16 protein-coding genes are annotated in these 15,234 nt (G+C 43.4%); 2 read left to right on the top strand and 14 right to left on the bottom strand.

What is annotated here, in order from left to right; all coding sequences use genetic code 11:
• Positions 1-9 precede the first annotated feature (9 nt).
• Positions 10-804 (top strand): tRNA isopentenyl-2-thiomethyl-A-37 hydroxylase MiaE, encoded by a 795-nt coding sequence (gene miaE, locus AACX38_RS13495; protein WP_099122838.1) that lies wholly within the window; start codon positions 10-12, stop codon positions 802-804.
• A gap of 82 nt (positions 805-886) precedes the next feature.
• Here the strand turns inward: miaE and rpoS are convergent, their stop codons facing one another.
• The 5 genes from rpoS to AACX38_RS13470 all read right to left on the bottom strand — a co-directional run bounded on the left by rpoS (position 887) and on the right by AACX38_RS13470 (position 5,413).
• Positions 887-1,882, bottom strand: a complete 996-nt coding sequence (gene rpoS / locus AACX38_RS13490; RefSeq protein WP_099122816.1) for an RNA polymerase sigma factor RpoS — start codon at positions 1,880-1,882, stop codon at positions 887-889.
• 53 nt (positions 1,883-1,935) lie between these two features.
• A complete protein-coding gene (gene nlpD, locus AACX38_RS13485; protein WP_228864583.1) occupies positions 1,936-3,003 on the bottom strand; it encodes a murein hydrolase activator NlpD in 1,068 nt (355 codons plus the stop codon).
• 155 nt (positions 3,004-3,158) lie between these two features.
• Positions 3,159-3,785: a protein-L-isoaspartate(D-aspartate) O-methyltransferase gene (locus tag AACX38_RS13480; RefSeq protein WP_099122814.1), complete on the bottom strand. Its 627-nt coding sequence runs from the start codon at positions 3,783-3,785 to the stop codon at positions 3,159-3,161.
• Positions 3,779-4,543 carry a 5'/3'-nucleotidase SurE gene (gene surE / locus AACX38_RS13475; RefSeq protein WP_228864582.1) on the bottom strand — a complete coding sequence of 255 codons (765 nt, stop codon included), beginning with the start codon at positions 4,541-4,543 and terminating at the stop codon, positions 3,779-3,781. The genes AACX38_RS13480 and surE overlap by 7 nt, the downstream gene beginning before the upstream one ends.
• 276 nt (positions 4,544-4,819) lie before the next feature.
• Entirely contained in the window at positions 4,820-5,413 is a 594-nt protein-coding gene (locus AACX38_RS13470) for an AAA family ATPase (protein ID WP_228864581.1), read from the bottom strand.
• A 341-nt stretch (positions 5,414-5,754) separates the two neighbouring features.
• On the opposite strand from AACX38_RS13470, the gene AACX38_RS13465 reads away from it, so the two are divergent.
• The gene (locus tag AACX38_RS13465) at positions 5,755-6,498 is read left to right on the top strand and encodes an SDR family NAD(P)-dependent oxidoreductase (protein WP_228864580.1); all 744 of its coding nucleotides are present in this window, start codon (positions 5,755-5,757) and stop codon (positions 6,496-6,498) included.
• An 83-nt stretch (positions 6,499-6,581) separates the two neighbouring features.
• Here the strand turns inward: AACX38_RS13465 and truD are convergent, their stop codons facing one another.
• The 9 genes from truD to AACX38_RS13420 form a co-directional block, all read right to left on the bottom strand.
• Positions 6,582-7,631, bottom strand: a complete 1,050-nt coding sequence (truD, locus tag AACX38_RS13460) for a tRNA pseudouridine(13) synthase TruD (protein WP_228864579.1) — start codon at positions 7,629-7,631, stop codon at positions 6,582-6,584.
• Between the two features lie 2 nt (positions 7,632-7,633).
• A complete protein-coding gene (gene ispF / locus AACX38_RS13455; RefSeq protein ID WP_086955344.1) occupies positions 7,634-8,107 on the bottom strand; it encodes a 2-C-methyl-D-erythritol 2,4-cyclodiphosphate synthase in 474 nt (157 codons plus the stop codon).
• On the bottom strand, positions 8,104-8,889 hold the full coding sequence (gene ispD / locus AACX38_RS13450; protein WP_228864578.1) for a 2-C-methyl-D-erythritol 4-phosphate cytidylyltransferase: 786 nt from the start codon (positions 8,887-8,889) through the stop codon (positions 8,104-8,106). Before ispD ends, ispF begins: the two co-directional genes overlap by 4 nt.
• A 72-nt stretch (positions 8,890-8,961) precedes the next feature.
• On the bottom strand, positions 8,962-9,282 hold the full coding sequence (gene ftsB / locus AACX38_RS13445; protein WP_228864577.1) for a cell division protein FtsB: 321 nt from the start codon (positions 9,280-9,282) through the stop codon (positions 8,962-8,964).
• A 192-nt stretch (positions 9,283-9,474) separates the two neighbouring features.
• Positions 9,475-10,119 carry an adenylyl-sulfate kinase gene (cysC, locus tag AACX38_RS13440; RefSeq protein ID WP_228864576.1) on the bottom strand — a complete coding sequence of 215 codons (645 nt, stop codon included), beginning with the start codon at positions 10,117-10,119 and terminating at the stop codon, positions 9,475-9,477.
• Positions 10,120-11,562: a sulfate adenylyltransferase subunit CysN gene (gene cysN, locus AACX38_RS13435; RefSeq protein WP_228864575.1), complete on the bottom strand. Its 1,443-nt coding sequence runs from the start codon at positions 11,560-11,562 to the stop codon at positions 10,120-10,122.
• Between the two features lie 33 nt (positions 11,563-11,595).
• A complete protein-coding gene (gene cysD / locus AACX38_RS13430) occupies positions 11,596-12,522 on the bottom strand; it encodes a sulfate adenylyltransferase subunit CysD (RefSeq protein ID WP_256376544.1) in 927 nt (308 codons plus the stop codon).
• A 21-nt stretch (positions 12,523-12,543) separates the two neighbouring features.
• Positions 12,544-14,007 (bottom strand): siroheme synthase CysG, encoded by a 1,464-nt coding sequence (cysG, locus tag AACX38_RS13425; RefSeq protein ID WP_228864574.1) that lies wholly within the window; start codon positions 14,005-14,007, stop codon positions 12,544-12,546.
• A 349-nt stretch (positions 14,008-14,356) separates the two neighbouring features.
• Complete coding sequence (locus AACX38_RS13420) at positions 14,357-15,058, bottom strand: hypothetical protein (protein WP_228864573.1); 702 nt, start codon at positions 15,056-15,058, stop codon at positions 14,357-14,359.
• Between the last annotated feature and the right edge of the window lie 176 nt (positions 15,059-15,234).

Genomic DNA, 15,234 nt, shown 5'->3' with positions numbered 1-15,234 from the left:
GATTTACAGATGACAGGGAGCAGAACAACAGGTTTGTCCATAAAAGGTGATACCAGCCTGTTAGAACCCATTTATCAATTTTTACAGTGTGAAACCCCGGATCAATGGGTGGAGAAAGCAAGGCAGCCGGAGAACCTTCCGGTTTTGCTGCGTGATCATCTTTTATGTGAACTAAAAGCAGCGCAGAGCGCAATGTTCCTGATCCGCAAATATGCTGTTGATCCGGCGAGCGCGGATGCGCTGCTGGCATGGTTTCAGCCCTATGAAGATTTTGCCTATAAAAAAATCGGCAGCATCCACTCGTTAAAGGGCAAAAGCCAAATTACGAAACAAATTACTGCACGGGAAAAGTCCCCTTACAGTCAGTCGTTAATTGATAAAATGGTGCTGCTGATAAAAGAAGAACTACATCATTTTTATCAGGTGCTGGAGATTATGGAATCCAGAGGAATAAGCTATGACAGCATCAGCGCCAGCCGTTATGCTCGATCGTTGTTTCAGCATATTACTAATCATGAGCCTTATACTCTGGTGGATAAATTAATTATTGGAGCATATATTGAGGCACGTTCTTGCGAACGTTTTGCTAAATTAGCGCCTTATCTGGACGAGGAATTGGGTAAATTTTATATTTCCCTGCTGCGTTCAGAAGCACGCCATTATCAGGATTATTTAACACTGGCTCAATCTATATCTAAAAATGATATTACAGAAAGAGTGAAATATTTTGGCCAAATAGAAGCTGAACTTATTCGGTCACCCGATTCTGATTTTAAATTCCATAGTGGTATACCTATAAATTAAAAGTATGCCGATAAATTAAGAAAGGTGGGCTTTATTATCCCACCTTTTAATTTAATTATCCCTTTATCTCAGGTATAAAATTCTAAGTACGGAATAAGGATTCGATATTCAATCCTTGGGTATGCAGAATGTCTCTGAGACGGCGCAACCCTTCAACTTGAATCTGACGAACTCTTTCCCTGGTTAATCCAATTTCTCGTCCTACATCCTCTAAAGTTTCCGCTTCGTAACCAAGCAAGCCAAAACGACGAGCCAGAACTTCACGTTGTTTTGCGTTGAGTTCAAACAACCATTTGACAATACTTTGTTTCATATCATCATCCTGGATGGTTGTTTCTGGCCCAGAATCGTTTTCATCAGATAAAATATCTAACAGCGCTTTATCTGAATCCCCGCTAATCGGAGTGTCGACTGAAGTAATGCGTTCATTAAGCCGCATCATACGGCTTACATCATCAACTGGTTTATCCAGTTTTTCAGCAATTTCTTCGACACTTGGCTCATGATCTAATTTATGAGCTAACTCTCTTGCAGTACGTAAATAAACATTCAGTTCTTTAACGATATGAATGGGCAAACGGATCGTACGAGTTTGATTCATAATCGCCCGTTCAATTGTCTGACGGATCCACCAGGTGGCATAAGTAGAAAATCTAAAACCTCTTTCAGGATCGAATTTTTCTACTGCTCGAATAAGACCAAGGTTGCCTTCTTCAATTAAATCCAAAAGCGCCAATCCTCGGTTGCTATATCTTCGGGATATTTTGACTACCAGCCGCAAGTTGCTTTCAATCATGCGTTGGCGCGCAGCAATATCTCCCCGCAATGCCCGTCTAGCGAAAAGAACTTCTTCCTCTGCTGTCAGCAAAGGAGAAAAACCAATTTCTCCGAGATAAAGCTGGGTTGCATCAAGAACCCGTTGGTTAACTCCTTGCAACAATTCCAAGTCTTCATCAAAACTGGTTAAATCATCCTCGTCTTTCAGCAACGCTTCATCAAAGTCATCGGCTTCCTTGCCATTTTCGTCTAAATCCGCCTCTTCATACAACTCATTAACTTTAAGCGTACTTTGGCTCATCAGCTGCTCCTACCCATGATAATGCGGACAGGAGTTCAGATTCCTGCCCTGGTTTATCGCTGCGGAAGATAACGCAGCGGGTTTACGGATTTTCCCTTGTAACGAATCTCAAAATGCAATCTTACTGAACTGGTTCCGGTGCTACCCATAGTTGCTATTTTCTGCCCTGCCTGTACATCCTGCTGCTCTCGCACCAGCATAGTATCGTTATGAGCATAAGCACTCAGGTAGTCATCATCATGTTTTATTATTATTAGATTTCCATATCCACGTAATGCATTTCCGGCGTAAACAACTTTCCCACTGGCGGTTGCAAAGACGGGTTGGCCACGATTACCCGCAATGTCAATGCCCTTATTCCCACCCTGAGAATCTGAAAAACCTTCAAGAACTTTTCCTTCAGCAGGCCATCTCCAACTATTGATAGTCTTACTCGTAATAGCCTTACTCGCATTTAAATCTGTTGCAGGCGATACTTTTGGCGGGGTACCGTCACTATCAGAAATCGTTTCTCTTGGCAACATTTTTTGCGAATTATTCCTGTCATTATTTGCAGGATACGCATTACCTTTTTGAAAATCAACCTGCTCAATTTTAGATTGCGTGCTATTTGATGCTATTAATACACCGTTCCTGGAGTTTACATTGCCAATTCTCAGGACTTGGCCAACATTTAAGCCATAAGGTTCTGAAATGCCATTTATGTGAGATAGTTCACGAAAATCCTTACCTGTAATCCAGGCAATGTAAAATAAAGTATCTCCATGTTTAACTGTGTAAGTTTTACCGTTATAGCTCCCTTTCGGAATGCTCCCATAATTTCGGTTATAGGCGATTTTTCCATTCTGTAAATTATTATTTCCAGCATTATTTACCGGATATTTACTATTTGTGGAATATTTGCCTATTTCGTTGTTTTTGGAGATTATCGGAGGGGACGATGGCATTGGAGTCGAAATCGATGAGGGACGGGAGGATATTATTCTATTTTTTTCCTGATTATCCACACTCACTATTGGGGCAGGACGATTTGGTGTATTACTACACCCAGCCAGTATTGTGCCTGCAATTGTATAGATTATTATCCACTGTATTTTTTTCATTAAGTTTCCTACTTTCATACCTTATTCCCCCATAAAGGCAAATATAAGCGACAAGCATTATGATTTATAAAGAAATTAAGATTCATAAAAATATTTAAGGCAAAATACTTTTTTTTTATCTCAAAAAAATAGCTGCTAATTTAAAAATAGCGGTAAAAAAATAAATCAGCAGATTATGCCAGTTCGCCTTGGATAAGAGGTACGAAACGAACAGATTCGATCACTTCACTATGAAAATCGTTCCCATAGCGATGTACCACTTTCAGCGACTGAGAGCTTTCACCAACAGGCAATACCATGACGCCGCCATCTGCCAGCTGATGTAACAATGCCTGTGGTATTTCCGGAGGTGCTGCTGTGACGATGATGGCATGAAATGGCCCCTTTGACGGCCACCCATTCCAGCCATCCCCATGGCGGGTTGAGATATTATGTAAATCGAGTTGCTTTAACCTGCGTTTAGCCTGCCACTGCAATCCCTTAATTCGTTCTACAGAAAAGACATGCCCGGCTAAATGAGCAAGTATCGCAGTCTGATAACCAGACCCCGTCCCAATCTCCAGTACTTTAGATTCAGGCGTTAAATCCAGTAATTCAGTCATGCGGGCAACGATATATGGCTGAGATATAGTCTGCCCGTGTCCGATGGGCAATGCCGTATTCTCATATGCCTTATGTGCCAGAGCTTCATCAACAAAACATTCTCTGGGTACTTTGGATATCACTTCCAGCAGGTGTTCATTATGAATACCCTGCTGGTGTAGCTGTGTCAGCAAATTTTTCATTAACCGACTTAACATTCTCCGACATCCCCGGCTTTCAACAGCCAATCAGTTACCAGTTCCTGTGCTTTATAGGCTGTCAAATCTACCTGCAAAGGAGTAATGGAAACAAACCCTTCTTCTACCGCAGCAAAATCGGTTTCCGGGCCAGCATCGTATTTTGCTCCCGGTGGCCCTATCCAGTAGAGCATATTGCCTTTAGGGTCTTCCAGAGAATAAACTTCTTCCGCTGCACTTCGACAGCCACACCGTGTCACCTTGAACCCTTTGATTTGTTCAATAGGCACATCAGGAACATTAATATTCAGAATATTACCGGCTCTCAATGGCAATTTCTGTAACATATTCAATAAGCGAACAGTGACTTCCGCCGCTGTTTCGTAATGTTTGTCACCATCCAGTGACACAGCCAGAGCGGGTAACCCCAGATGACGCCCTTCCATCGCAGCAGCCACAGTTCCGGAGTAAATCACATCATCCCCCAGATTAGGGCCACAATTGATGCCTGAAACAACGATATCAGGCCGTGGACGGACTAATTTATTGACGCCCAGATAAACACAATCGGTCGGAGTACCTTCCTGAACTGCAACATCACCATTATTCAGCCTGCTGATACGCAAAGGACGATCCAGAGTTAAAGCATTCGATGCACCACTACGATTACGATCAGGTGCTACAACCTGCACGTGATACTGTTCCCGCAATTTGGCCGCTAACGTTTGAATACCCGGGGCGGTAACACCATCATCATTACTCAGCAATATCCGAAGCATTAAAATATCTCTTAAATTTACTTAAAAAATGGCAAATGTTGAAACATGGTATTTGTTAAAACATAGATTAATACAGTAACTTTCCCTATGTGCTATTCTGCTCGCGTCTTAAAGATCTCTGCTTAAACAACATCAGGGTTTGTCAGAAAATCGTTTGATCTTAGCATGACGCAAGCAGTTTTGTAGAGCGCTTTGCATCCCGTTTACTTAAATAAGAGCATACTTATAGTCTGCATCTTTTAAGTTGTACCTTTGTTGGTTGCACTCACTTTTTGTTCAGAGATTTATCTCTTTATTACCATGTAGCACGATATTAAACCCTTCCTCTTCCTGAGGAGCGACAAAAGCACGGGTGATGGCCGCAAATTGCTCGTCTGTCACCGAAAATTGGTGCTCTCCAGACTGATTGCGCAGATGTAGGCGAGCCAGACAAACACTATCAGGCACATCAAGAAAATGAAGGTAGTTCTCGACCTCTGTTGCCTCAATGATTTTCTTCATCCATTTCCGGTTTTCAATCGTATTAGCAGGAAAATCAAGAATGACAGAAATCCCGGCATTCAATAAAGAGATTAAATGAGGCTCCATCGCATTTCTGAGCTTTTCCGAATAGCACACATAATCGGCCACGGTTTTTATTTCACTACCATAAAGTGTTGAGAGCCAATAATCTTCATTCATAACAATTGTCATTGGTTGCTGAGATAACTTTGCAGATAGGGTCGATTTTCCCGAAGCAATTTTTCCACATAATATGTGAAAAACCGCTTTTTGCGGATGATTCGTTTTTTCCTGAGAAATAGATTTATCTTGGCAAAGAGTATTTTCCGATGAGGATATTTTTGATGAATACATTAAATTATCTTCCATTAATCAGAGCAATATAAAGGTTATTAATTCAAAAAAACATTTTCATTTGAAACCAACACTAACTAGATTAGACAAAATCCACTTTATTCCGTTGAGTATGAAATAATAATACATTCCACAAATTTCAATTAATTGTGTGAAATACACACCAAAAATTAATATAGAAAACTTCAATTGCAATAACCAGATCAACTTTCAGATAATTTAAACAATCCTCACGTAAAAATAATATCTATATTATCTCTGAAAATAATTTTCACTAACGTAATTATATTGTCCTAGAATAGTTAATACCACTTTAGAGTTATTATCTACATTAAATAGAAATAACAGAGGCTTATATGAGATTCCAAAATAGCGTGGTGATTATTACAGGCGGAGCAAGTGGAATTGGTGAAGCAACAGCAAAAGCATTTTCTGCCGAAGGTGCTCATGTTGTGATTGCCGATTTCTCAGATCATGGGAAAAAAGTTGCCGAGGAACTTAATACAAAAGGCAATGAAAGTATTTTTATTAAAACTGACGTCACAAGCGAAGAGAGCATTAAGTATATGGTCTCGAAAACAGTTGAAAAATTTAAACGTATCGATGTTTTATTTGCCAATGCAGGGATAGCCGCCGATAACAGTGCAGATAAACTGACGGTTGCCAGCTGGCAGAAAACTATCGATGTGAATCTGACCGGGGTTTTTCTATGTGATAAATTTGTTATCCATGAAATGCTTAAACAAAAATCCGGTGGGGTGATCGTCAACTGTGGTTCGATCCACAGCTTTGTCAGCCGCGAAGCCATTACAGCTTATACAGCCTCTAAAGGCGGCGTAAAGTTATTAAGCCAGACTTTAGCGATTGACTATGCCAAAAATAATATCAGGGTGAATACAGTCTGCCCCGGCTATATCAACACTCCGCTATTAAGCCAGATCCCCGAAGAACTAAAAGAGCAGCTTATTTCTCTTCATCCACTGGGACGTTTAGGAAAACCAGAAGAGGTGGCGAAAGCCGTATTATTCTTAGCAAGTGATGATGCATCATTTATTACCGGCACGACATTACTTGTCGATGGTGGATATACTGCACAGTAGTACTCTCCCATCGACTTTCAAGTTGCAGCTTACTGACAAAGCTGCAACTTGAAATATCTAAAGTAATACTCAGGCGAAAACCATTACTCGGAAATATCAGCCGTATTGTTTTGCTTCTGATTAATCAGCTCTCTGATAACACTGGTAGCGAAGCTGCCCGATGGCAAAGAAAAATGAAGAGTAACCGTTTGGTCATCCAGCCATTCCCAGTGCAGATTAAGTGGTTTTACTAACATCGCTCTGCGCGCACTGTCGACACGTTCACGTTTCACTAATCCCCAAAGAGATTCGTAATCCTGTAAACATTGCTGTTCAAAATCCAGAGCCTGATGTAGCGTTCCCAGTGCTTTATCACCCGGTAATGACGCCGTAATCTGCAATTCACCGTCCATAACCCGCTGCTGTAATACAGACAGTTCAGATTCATCCGCCACAAACCAGCTGCCACGCCCCGTTAACTGCAATGCGTCGCCATTTTGTACTTGCTGATGTTCGCCTCGTCCGATACGTATACTGGTAATTGCGTTAAACATAGCGCTACGGCTGGCAGAAAGGTAAAAGCTACGGCGATTACGCTCTTTAACCTGTATTTCATTTGTTGCCCAGCGTTGCGCCTGAACCAGATTCTGCCCATCACGCCCAAAACGCTGTTCACCAAAATAATTAGGGACGCCTGTCTGAGCTATCTGCTCTAAACGTTTTTCTACTACCTGACGATCAGAAACATCTCTCAATACCAGTGTAAAATCATTGCCTTTTAGCGTACCAATGCGCAGTTTGCGTTTCTGGCGAGCAGTAGCCAGTATTTCACATCCTTCAAGCTGAAATGCAGCCAGATCAGGATCCTGTTTTCCCGGCAGATGCAAACAAAACCACTGTTCTGTCACCGCATTACGATCTTTTAAGCCCGCATAACTGACAGAACGTGCCGGTATTTTGGCAAAACGGGCAAGGTTATCAGCAACAAACTGCGTGTTACATCCTGTCTTGCGAATATGCACCATTAAGTGCTCACCTTCTCCATCAGGAGAAAAGCCTAAGTCTTCCCGCACAATAAAATCTTCCGGGATCGATTTAACAACGCCAGTGGCTTCCGGACGCCCATAAAGCCAGTGTAATTCACTCAATATCATGCTTATTCCTTCACCAGCAAAGCTACCGCTTCACAGGCAATACCTTCTTTACGGCCTACAAATCCCAATTTTTCAGTCGTTGTCGCTTTAACGTTAATATCATCCATATGGCACTCAAGATCTTCTGCCAGATTGACGCGCATCTGGGGAATATGAGGTAACATTTTAGGTGCCTGAGCAATAATGGTGATATCAAGATTACCTATCCGATAACCTTTTTCACGAATGCGGCGATAAGCCTCTTTCAGCAACTCACGACTATCTGCGCCCTTAAAAGCCGGGTCAGTATCCGGGAATAATTTCCCGATATCACCCAATGCTGCTGCTCCCAACAAAGCATCTGTTGCAGCATGCAAGGCAACATCACCATCTGAGTGTGCAATCAGCCCCTGTTCATAAGGAATGCGGACACCACCAATGATCAGTGGCCCTTCTCCGCCAAATTTATGTACATCAAAACCGTGACCAATTCTCATAAGATACGTTCCTTTGATTTTCGGGATAGGTAAAACTCAGCCAGAGCCAGATCTTCAGGCTGAGTTACTTTTATATTGTCCGCCCGACCGCTGACCAGAGCTGGATGATAGCCACAATATTCCAGCGCAGAAGATTCATCTGTAATGCAGGCTTGTTCGGCAAGGGCTTTCATCAGACAATCGCGTAATAACTGCAACGGAAATAGCTGTGGCGTCAACGCATGCCAGAGACCACTGCGATCAACGGTGTGATCAACCGCCTGTATTGCTGTGTCAGCTATTCTTCCCGAAGCAGCGGCCATCATACGTTTCATTGTGTCCCTGACCGGTGCGGCCAGTAATCCCCCGCAAAACCGTTCGTCATCAAACGGCCCAGCACTCAACACAGAAGAAACCGATTTTTCATCCAGTAATTGCAGTAAGTTATCAAGGTCATTCCGATGCAAACAGGGGCGCGCTGCATCATGAACCAAAACCCAATCAGGGCATTCCGGCGACAACCCGGCCAGATAATTCAGCCCGGCTAATACTGAATCAGCGCGTTCATCACCACCGATAACTGTTGTAATACGCGGATCAGAAGCGATAGGCAATTGGTTAAATTGTCTGTCAGCAGGGTGTAACACAATGATAGCCTGCTGTATGCGGGGATGTTCAAGCAGTGCAGAGAGTGTATGTTCAATAATCGTTTTTTCGGCAATACTGAGATATTGTTTCGGACACTCCGATTTCATCCGGCTACCGATACCAGCAGCAGGGATTAAAGCAACTATTTCAGTCATAAAATTCAGTTATAAAAATATCAGCAGGAGAGTGAAGCGTTGAGCAGTTCATTTGAGTTATTGTTCACTGTTTTATTTCTCGTTATTTTGTCCCGAAGCCTGTTGTGCATTTTGTTTCGTTGTATCCGGCACCATGCGATAAAAAGATTCACCGGGTTTAATCATACCTAATTCATTACGGGCACGTTCTTCAATTGCTTGCTGACCGCCTTTCAAATCCTTAATTTCCGCAAATAGCTGGTCATTACGCGACTTCAGAAAAAGGTTGTCTTTCTCTTGTCTTGCAACCTCATCCTTAACCCGCATATAATCGTGAATACCATTTTTGCCGATCCACAGCGAATACTGTAACCAGCCAAGTAAAACCAGTAATAGTAGCGTTAGTTTACCCATTTCCGCCCCCTGAAAAACCCGCTAATCATCCCATAACTCAGGGGATGACGCCACTATCACAAACGAATCACAAATGGATCACAAAAGAATACGCAGTGACATGAGTGTAGGAACACATTACCTGACTCGCAATAATGTGTTTTTACTTTGTCCGGGAAATGTGTTCAGAGAATGGAAAACAAAAATGGGATATCAGGTAATCAGAATATTTCTTTCGTTTAGCGAAATAAGTAATTCTTCCATCAATAACTCAATGGGTTGTGAACCATCTAAATGAATATCGGGATGTTCTGGTGCCTCATAATCTGAATCAATACCGGTAAAATTCAGGATTTCTCCGGCTCGTGCTTTCTTATATAGGCCTTTCGGATCACGGGATTCGCAAATTTCCAGAGGTGTATCAACAAATACCTCAATGAATTGTTCTGGCTCCATGGATTGCCGTATTTTTTGTCGCTCAGCACGATTAGGAGAAATAAAGGCCGTCAATACCACCAGCCCTGCATCAAGCATCAGTTTTGCAACTTCTCCCACACGGCGGATATTCTCCTGCCTATCAGCTTCAGAAAAACCTAAATCATTGCACAGCCCATGACGCAGATTATCCCCATCCAATAAGTAGGTTTTGATCCCCTGTGAAAACAGCGCCTGTTCTAATACCCCAGCAAGTGTTGATTTGCCTGAACCGGATAAACCGGTAAACCAGATAACTAAAGCCGGATGCCCGTTCACAGCTTCCCGCTGCTGTCTGCCCACAGAATGTGAATGCCAGACGACATTAGGCGAGACCGCATTATGGGAAATAATATTAGGAGAATCCTCCCTGACCTGAACCACTTACTTCCCTCCCAATAAATCACGTGCTCCCCAGTGTGGGAAATGGCGGCGTACTAACCGGTTGAATTCCAGTTCAAAATCACTGTATTCGTGCGGCTCCTGATAGACATCAGTCTGAATTTCCCGCACCAGCCCCGCACCAACGGTAACGTTAGTCAGGCGGTCGATCAAAATGATGCCACCGGTATCCGCACTTTGCTGATAACTATCAATCAACAGCGGTTCATCAAATGAAAATTCCACCAGACCAATAGCATTTAACGGCAGCTCAACCGCGACTTTCTGGGTCAGATTATTGATATCAACCTGATACTGGACATTATCAATTTTTGCCCGGCTCTTCTTACCTGCTACCTTGATATCCAGACTTTGTCCCTGAATCAGCGGCTTTTCTGACATCCAGACAACATCTACCAGAGCATGGCGCGCTACAGTCATTTGGCTTTCAACCGCAACCAGCAGATCACCACGGCTGATATCAATTTCATCTTTCAGGACGATAGTGATAGCCTGCCCCGGTACAGCAAAAGTCAAATCACCATCAAAAGTCACGATCCGCTCTACTGTGGAAACCCGGCCTGATGGCATCACTTTAATTTTTTGCCCCTGACGTAAAATTCCCGATGATAATGTGCCGCCATAGCCACGAAAATCAAGATCAGGGCGATTAACGTATTGCACCGGAAAGCGTAGAGGTTGCTCTGAAGCATTTTTCTGTACATCTACTGTTTCAAGGAGATCCAGCAAAGTTGCTCCGCTGTGCCACGGCATTTTCTCACTGTGACTAACGATATTGTCTCCTTCCAGCGCCGAGATAGGGACAAAATAAATTTGCAGATCAGTGGGCAGCTGGCTGGCAAAATCCAGATAATCCTGTTTGATCCGATCGAAAATATCCTGTCGGTACTCCACCAGATCCATTTTGTTTACTGCCACCACCAAATAGCGGATCCCCAGCAACGTACTGATAAAACTATGCCGGCGAGTCTGTTCCTGTACACCTTTGCGCGCATCGATCAGAAGTATAGAGAGATCACTGGTTGATGCCCCTGTTGCCATATTACGGGTATATTGTTCATGCCCCGGCGTATCCGCGATGATAAATTTGCGTTTTTCCGTGGAGAAGTAACGATAGGCAACATCTATAGTAATACCCTGCTCCCGCTCAGCCGCAAGCCCATCAACCAAAAGCGCCAGATCCAGCTTTTCTCCCTGAGTTCCCAGCCGCTTACTGTCATTTTGTAAAGTCGCCAGCTGATCTTCGTAGATCTGACGGGTATCGTGTAACAAGCGACCGATCAATGTGCTTTTACCATCATCAACGCTGCCACAGGTCAGAAAACGCAGTAGCCCCTTTTCCTGCTGTGCTCTCAGATAGGATTCAACACCGCCCTGCTCTCTGATTTGATTGGCGATGACTTCATTATGTGCGAGTGCCGGCATCTTTATACTCCCCTCAAAAAATAACGCTGTGCCTCAAAAATAACCCTGACGTTTTTTCAGCTCCATTGAGCCGGACTGATCACTATCAATCAGCCTCCCCTGCCGCTCGCTGGTTGTCGATATCAGCATTTCCTCGATAATTTCCGGCAGGGTTTCCGCTTCCGATTCCACGGCACCAGTCAAAGGCCAGCAACCGAGTGTCCGGAAACGAACTTTACGCTGGCTGATAACTTCACCCGCTTTCAAATCGATACGATTGTCATCAACCATAATCAGCGTGCCATCGCGCTGAACGATCGGGCGGGGCTTCGCAAAGTAGAGAGGAACAATATCTATCTGCTCTAAATAGATGTACTGCCAGATATCCAGCTCAGTCCAGTTAGATAACGGGAATACTCGGATACTTTCACCTTTATTAATCTGCCCGTTATAGTTACGCCAGAGTTCCGGGCGCTGATTTTTCGGATCCCAGCGATGAGAGCGATCACGGAAGGAATAAATACGCTCTTTAGCGCGGGATTTTTCCTCATCACGTCGGGCACCGCCAAATGCGGCATCGAATCCGTATTTATCCAGCGCCTGCTTCAGGCCTTCTGTTTTCATAACATCAGTATGTTTGGCACTACCGTGAATAAAGGGGTTAATACCCAATTCTTCACCCTGCGGATTACGATAGACCAGCAATTCAAAACCATATTTTTCTGCGGTTTTATCGCGAAATTCATACATTTCCCGGAATTTCCAGCCGGTATCGACATGCAGCAGCGGGAAAGGCAGCTTTCCCGGATAAAATGCTTTACGTGCAAGATGCAGCATCACAGAAGAATCTTTACCAATGGAGTAAAGCATTACCGGATTAGCAAATTCGGCAGCAACTTCACGAATAATATGAATACTTTCTGCTTCAAGTTGCTGCAAATGAGTCAGTCTTTTGTTGTCCATTAATGCTCCCCCATTAATAGTTCTTCCATAAATAGTTCTTTAGGCTAAATCAACAACAGCAGGGCGATTTGCCGGCTCAGTAGATTCTGTGTGTTCTGCCGGATTTTGATGATCAACCGATTTCAGCCCAAACCAGGCTAATTGATGGTGAAGCTGAGCAACCTCTCCCACCACCAGCAACGCTGGCGATGGCGCTTCCTGTGCCAGCAGTTCCAGTTCAGACAGCGTACCGGTCAATACCTGCTGTTCAGCGCGGGTTCCACAGCCAATGACAGCAACCGGTGTACTGGCATCCCGCCCATGTGAAATGAGTTTCTGGCTTATCAGGGCTGACTTGATGATCCCCATATAAATTGCCAGAGTCTGATTACCTCGCGCCAGTGCGGGCCAGTCCAGTTCATTGCCATTTTCGCGACAATGCCCGGTAATAAACGTGACACTTTGGGAGTGTTCCCTGTGTGTCAGAGGAATACCCGCATAAGCCGAAGCACCAACAGCGGCAGTTATGCCGGGTACAACCTGAAAAGGAATACCCGCGGATTCGGCAACCTGTAATTCCTCTCCGCCGCGACCAAAAATAAAGGGATCCCCACCTTTCAGGCGAACCACTTTTTTCCCCTGATGTGCCAGTTTGACGATCAGAGCATTTGTTTCTTCCTGCGCAACAGAATGGCTGCCGGCTCTTTTTCCTACACAGATTTTGTCAGCATCACGGCGCACCAATTCGAGTATTTCATCGCTGACCAGATGATCATAAAGCACCACATCAGCCTGCTGGATCACCTGCAACCCTTTTAACGTCAACAAACCCGGATCACCGGGACCTGCTCCGACTAATACCAACTCACCTTGCTTACTGGTTTTCTTTTGTTGTTCATCAGCAATCTGTTGAGCCAGTTGCTCCTCAGCCTGTTGTAACTGCCCATTAGCAACTAGCGTGGCAAAACGCCCGTTAAAGGCTTTCTCCCAGAAATAACGACGCTGGCGCAGGGAATTCAGGCTCTGTTTTACTTTTCCACGCCAACGACCGGCAATTTCTGCCATCGCACCAAGATGAAAAGGCAACAACGATTCCAGCTTTTCCCGCAGCAATCGTGTTAATACCGGGGATTTTCCGGCAGATGAGATCGCCACCATAACAGGAGAACGATCAATAATTGAGGGGAAAATAGCTGAGCACAGTGACTGATCATCTACCACATTAACCAAAATAGCGCGGCGATTAGCTTCGCTAAAAATAGACTGGTTTAAATCATGATCGTCAGTCGCTGCAAGCACCAGAAATACACCTTCAAGATAATCCGTACAGAATGTACCCTGTCGCCACTCAAACTCCCCTTTTTGATGGCGTTGTTGCAATTCAGGGTGTAATTCAGGAGCCACGACTGTTAATGCCGCACCGGCCCGCAATAACAGGCTGGCCTTGCGGGAAGCCACTTCGCCACCTCCCACCAGCAAAACAGCTCTCGATTTCAGCTCAACAAATAAGGGTAAATAATCCACAATGACGGGCCATCCAGAGTTTAATTTATTAATAATTATCTAAGAGATGAATATATGAGGCTGTGATGGGGTTATGAAATGTCAAAAAGTAATTATTAGTTCCTGAATCGTATAAGGTAGGTTTTTTAATGGGTTATAAAATGGTGACATGATAAATATTCAGGGGAAAATGACTACTTTTTTTATTTTCAGGCTCCCACTTCTTTCTTTTATACCCCGCCACATTGGGCGAGGATTTACACTAAAAGAATTAACTATCTATTAAAAAGAACAATCCACTCTTAACACACCATTTTTTCATCAAGGATCCTTACGAAACTAGGGAACTAGGAGCAACAATAATCCCATACTAACCTTTCCTGATACTGAAAAGCATCACCAACTGTATTCTTGATTTTACTCGGCTATCTGCAACCCAATTACCATTTTCCTGCCAGATAGATATATATTGATTAAACGTATACTTTTGAGGAATAGAATTTGCTCCGCCTTGCCATCCTACGGTAACATCCACTGGACAATTCATCTTAGTCGGCTCAGTCGCAACGGGTGTACAATTTCCTATTTTCTTTACTGATTCCAAAAAAAATGCTTCTTTCTCAGTTTCACCATCTGATTCAGTTTTATCATAAAGATCTTGGATAGCATTATATATCTGACTTTCCGATGGACCACCATCATCAAAATGAGTACTGATATTAGGTTCCACATCTTCCGCGTATCTAACCCGAACACCAGCCTTGCTAAGCAAAGTATCTGCTTGTATTCGTGATCTTAATTGGTCATCCGCAACCCAATTCCCATTTTCCTGCCAAATATACATTTTTAGGCTAACAATCTGCTCCTTAAAATTAAAAGTAGAATTAAATCGTTTAAATGAGCCTTGTTTGGACCCTGAATTTAGCCCATGATCATTATTGAAGGTCATCTCAACAGGGCAACGCATCTTGGTGGGTTCATCCTTAGATAGTTTACAATTTCCCACTTTTTTTACACTCTCCACAGAGAATAGCCCTTCTTGAATAGGCTTATTTGGTTCAGACTCACTCAATCTAGCCTGAATAGCATCATATATTTGGCTTTCCGATGGACCATCATCGGCAAAATGAATATTGGTATTGGTATTGGTATTGGTATTGGTATTGGTATTGGTATTGGTATTGGTATTGGTATTGGTATTGGTATTGGTATTGGTATTGGTATTGGTATTGGTATTGGTATTGGTAT

Source organism: Xenorhabdus sp. PB30.3, from assembly GCF_963895965.1.
Classification (GTDB): domain Bacteria; phylum Pseudomonadota; class Gammaproteobacteria; order Enterobacterales; family Enterobacteriaceae; genus Xenorhabdus; species Xenorhabdus stockiae.
Note: the sequence above shows the minus strand (reverse complement) of the source record. Positions and strands in the feature narration are given on the sequence as shown.

Coding starts and splice junctions, on each gene's coding strand:
- AACX38_RS13465 (WP_228864580.1), top strand. CDS start 5,755: ATGAGATTCCAAAATAGCGTGGTGATTATTACAGGCGGAGCAAGTGGA.
- cysN (WP_228864575.1), bottom strand. CDS start 11,562: ATGCCGGCACTCGCACATAATGAAGTCATCGCCAATCAAATCAGAGAG.
- rpoS (WP_099122816.1), bottom strand. CDS start 1,882: ATGAGCCAAAGTACGCTTAAAGTTAATGAGTTGTATGAAGAGGCGGAT.
- truD (WP_228864579.1), bottom strand. CDS start 7,631: ATGATATTGAGTGAATTACACTGGCTTTATGGGCGTCCGGAAGCCACT.
- surE (WP_228864582.1), bottom strand. CDS start 4,543: ATGCTTCGGATATTGCTGAGTAATGATGATGGTGTTACCGCCCCGGGT.
- ispD (WP_228864578.1), bottom strand. CDS start 8,889: ATGACTGAAATAGTTGCTTTAATCCCTGCTGCTGGTATCGGTAGCCGG.
- nlpD (WP_228864583.1), bottom strand. CDS start 3,003: ATGAAAGTAGGAAACTTAATGAAAAAAATACAGTGGATAATAATCTAT.
- AACX38_RS13480 (WP_099122814.1), bottom strand. CDS start 3,785: ATGTTAAGTCGGTTAATGAAAAATTTGCTGACACAGCTACACCAGCAG.
- ftsB (WP_228864577.1), bottom strand. CDS start 9,282: ATGGGTAAACTAACGCTACTATTACTGGTTTTACTTGGCTGGTTACAG.
- miaE (WP_099122838.1), top strand. CDS start 10: ATGACAGGGAGCAGAACAACAGGTTTGTCCATAAAAGGTGATACCAGC.
- AACX38_RS13470 (WP_228864581.1), bottom strand. CDS start 5,413: ATGGAAGATAATTTAATGTATTCATCAAAAATATCCTCATCGGAAAAT.
- ispF (WP_086955344.1), bottom strand. CDS start 8,107: ATGAGAATTGGTCACGGTTTTGATGTACATAAATTTGGCGGAGAAGGG.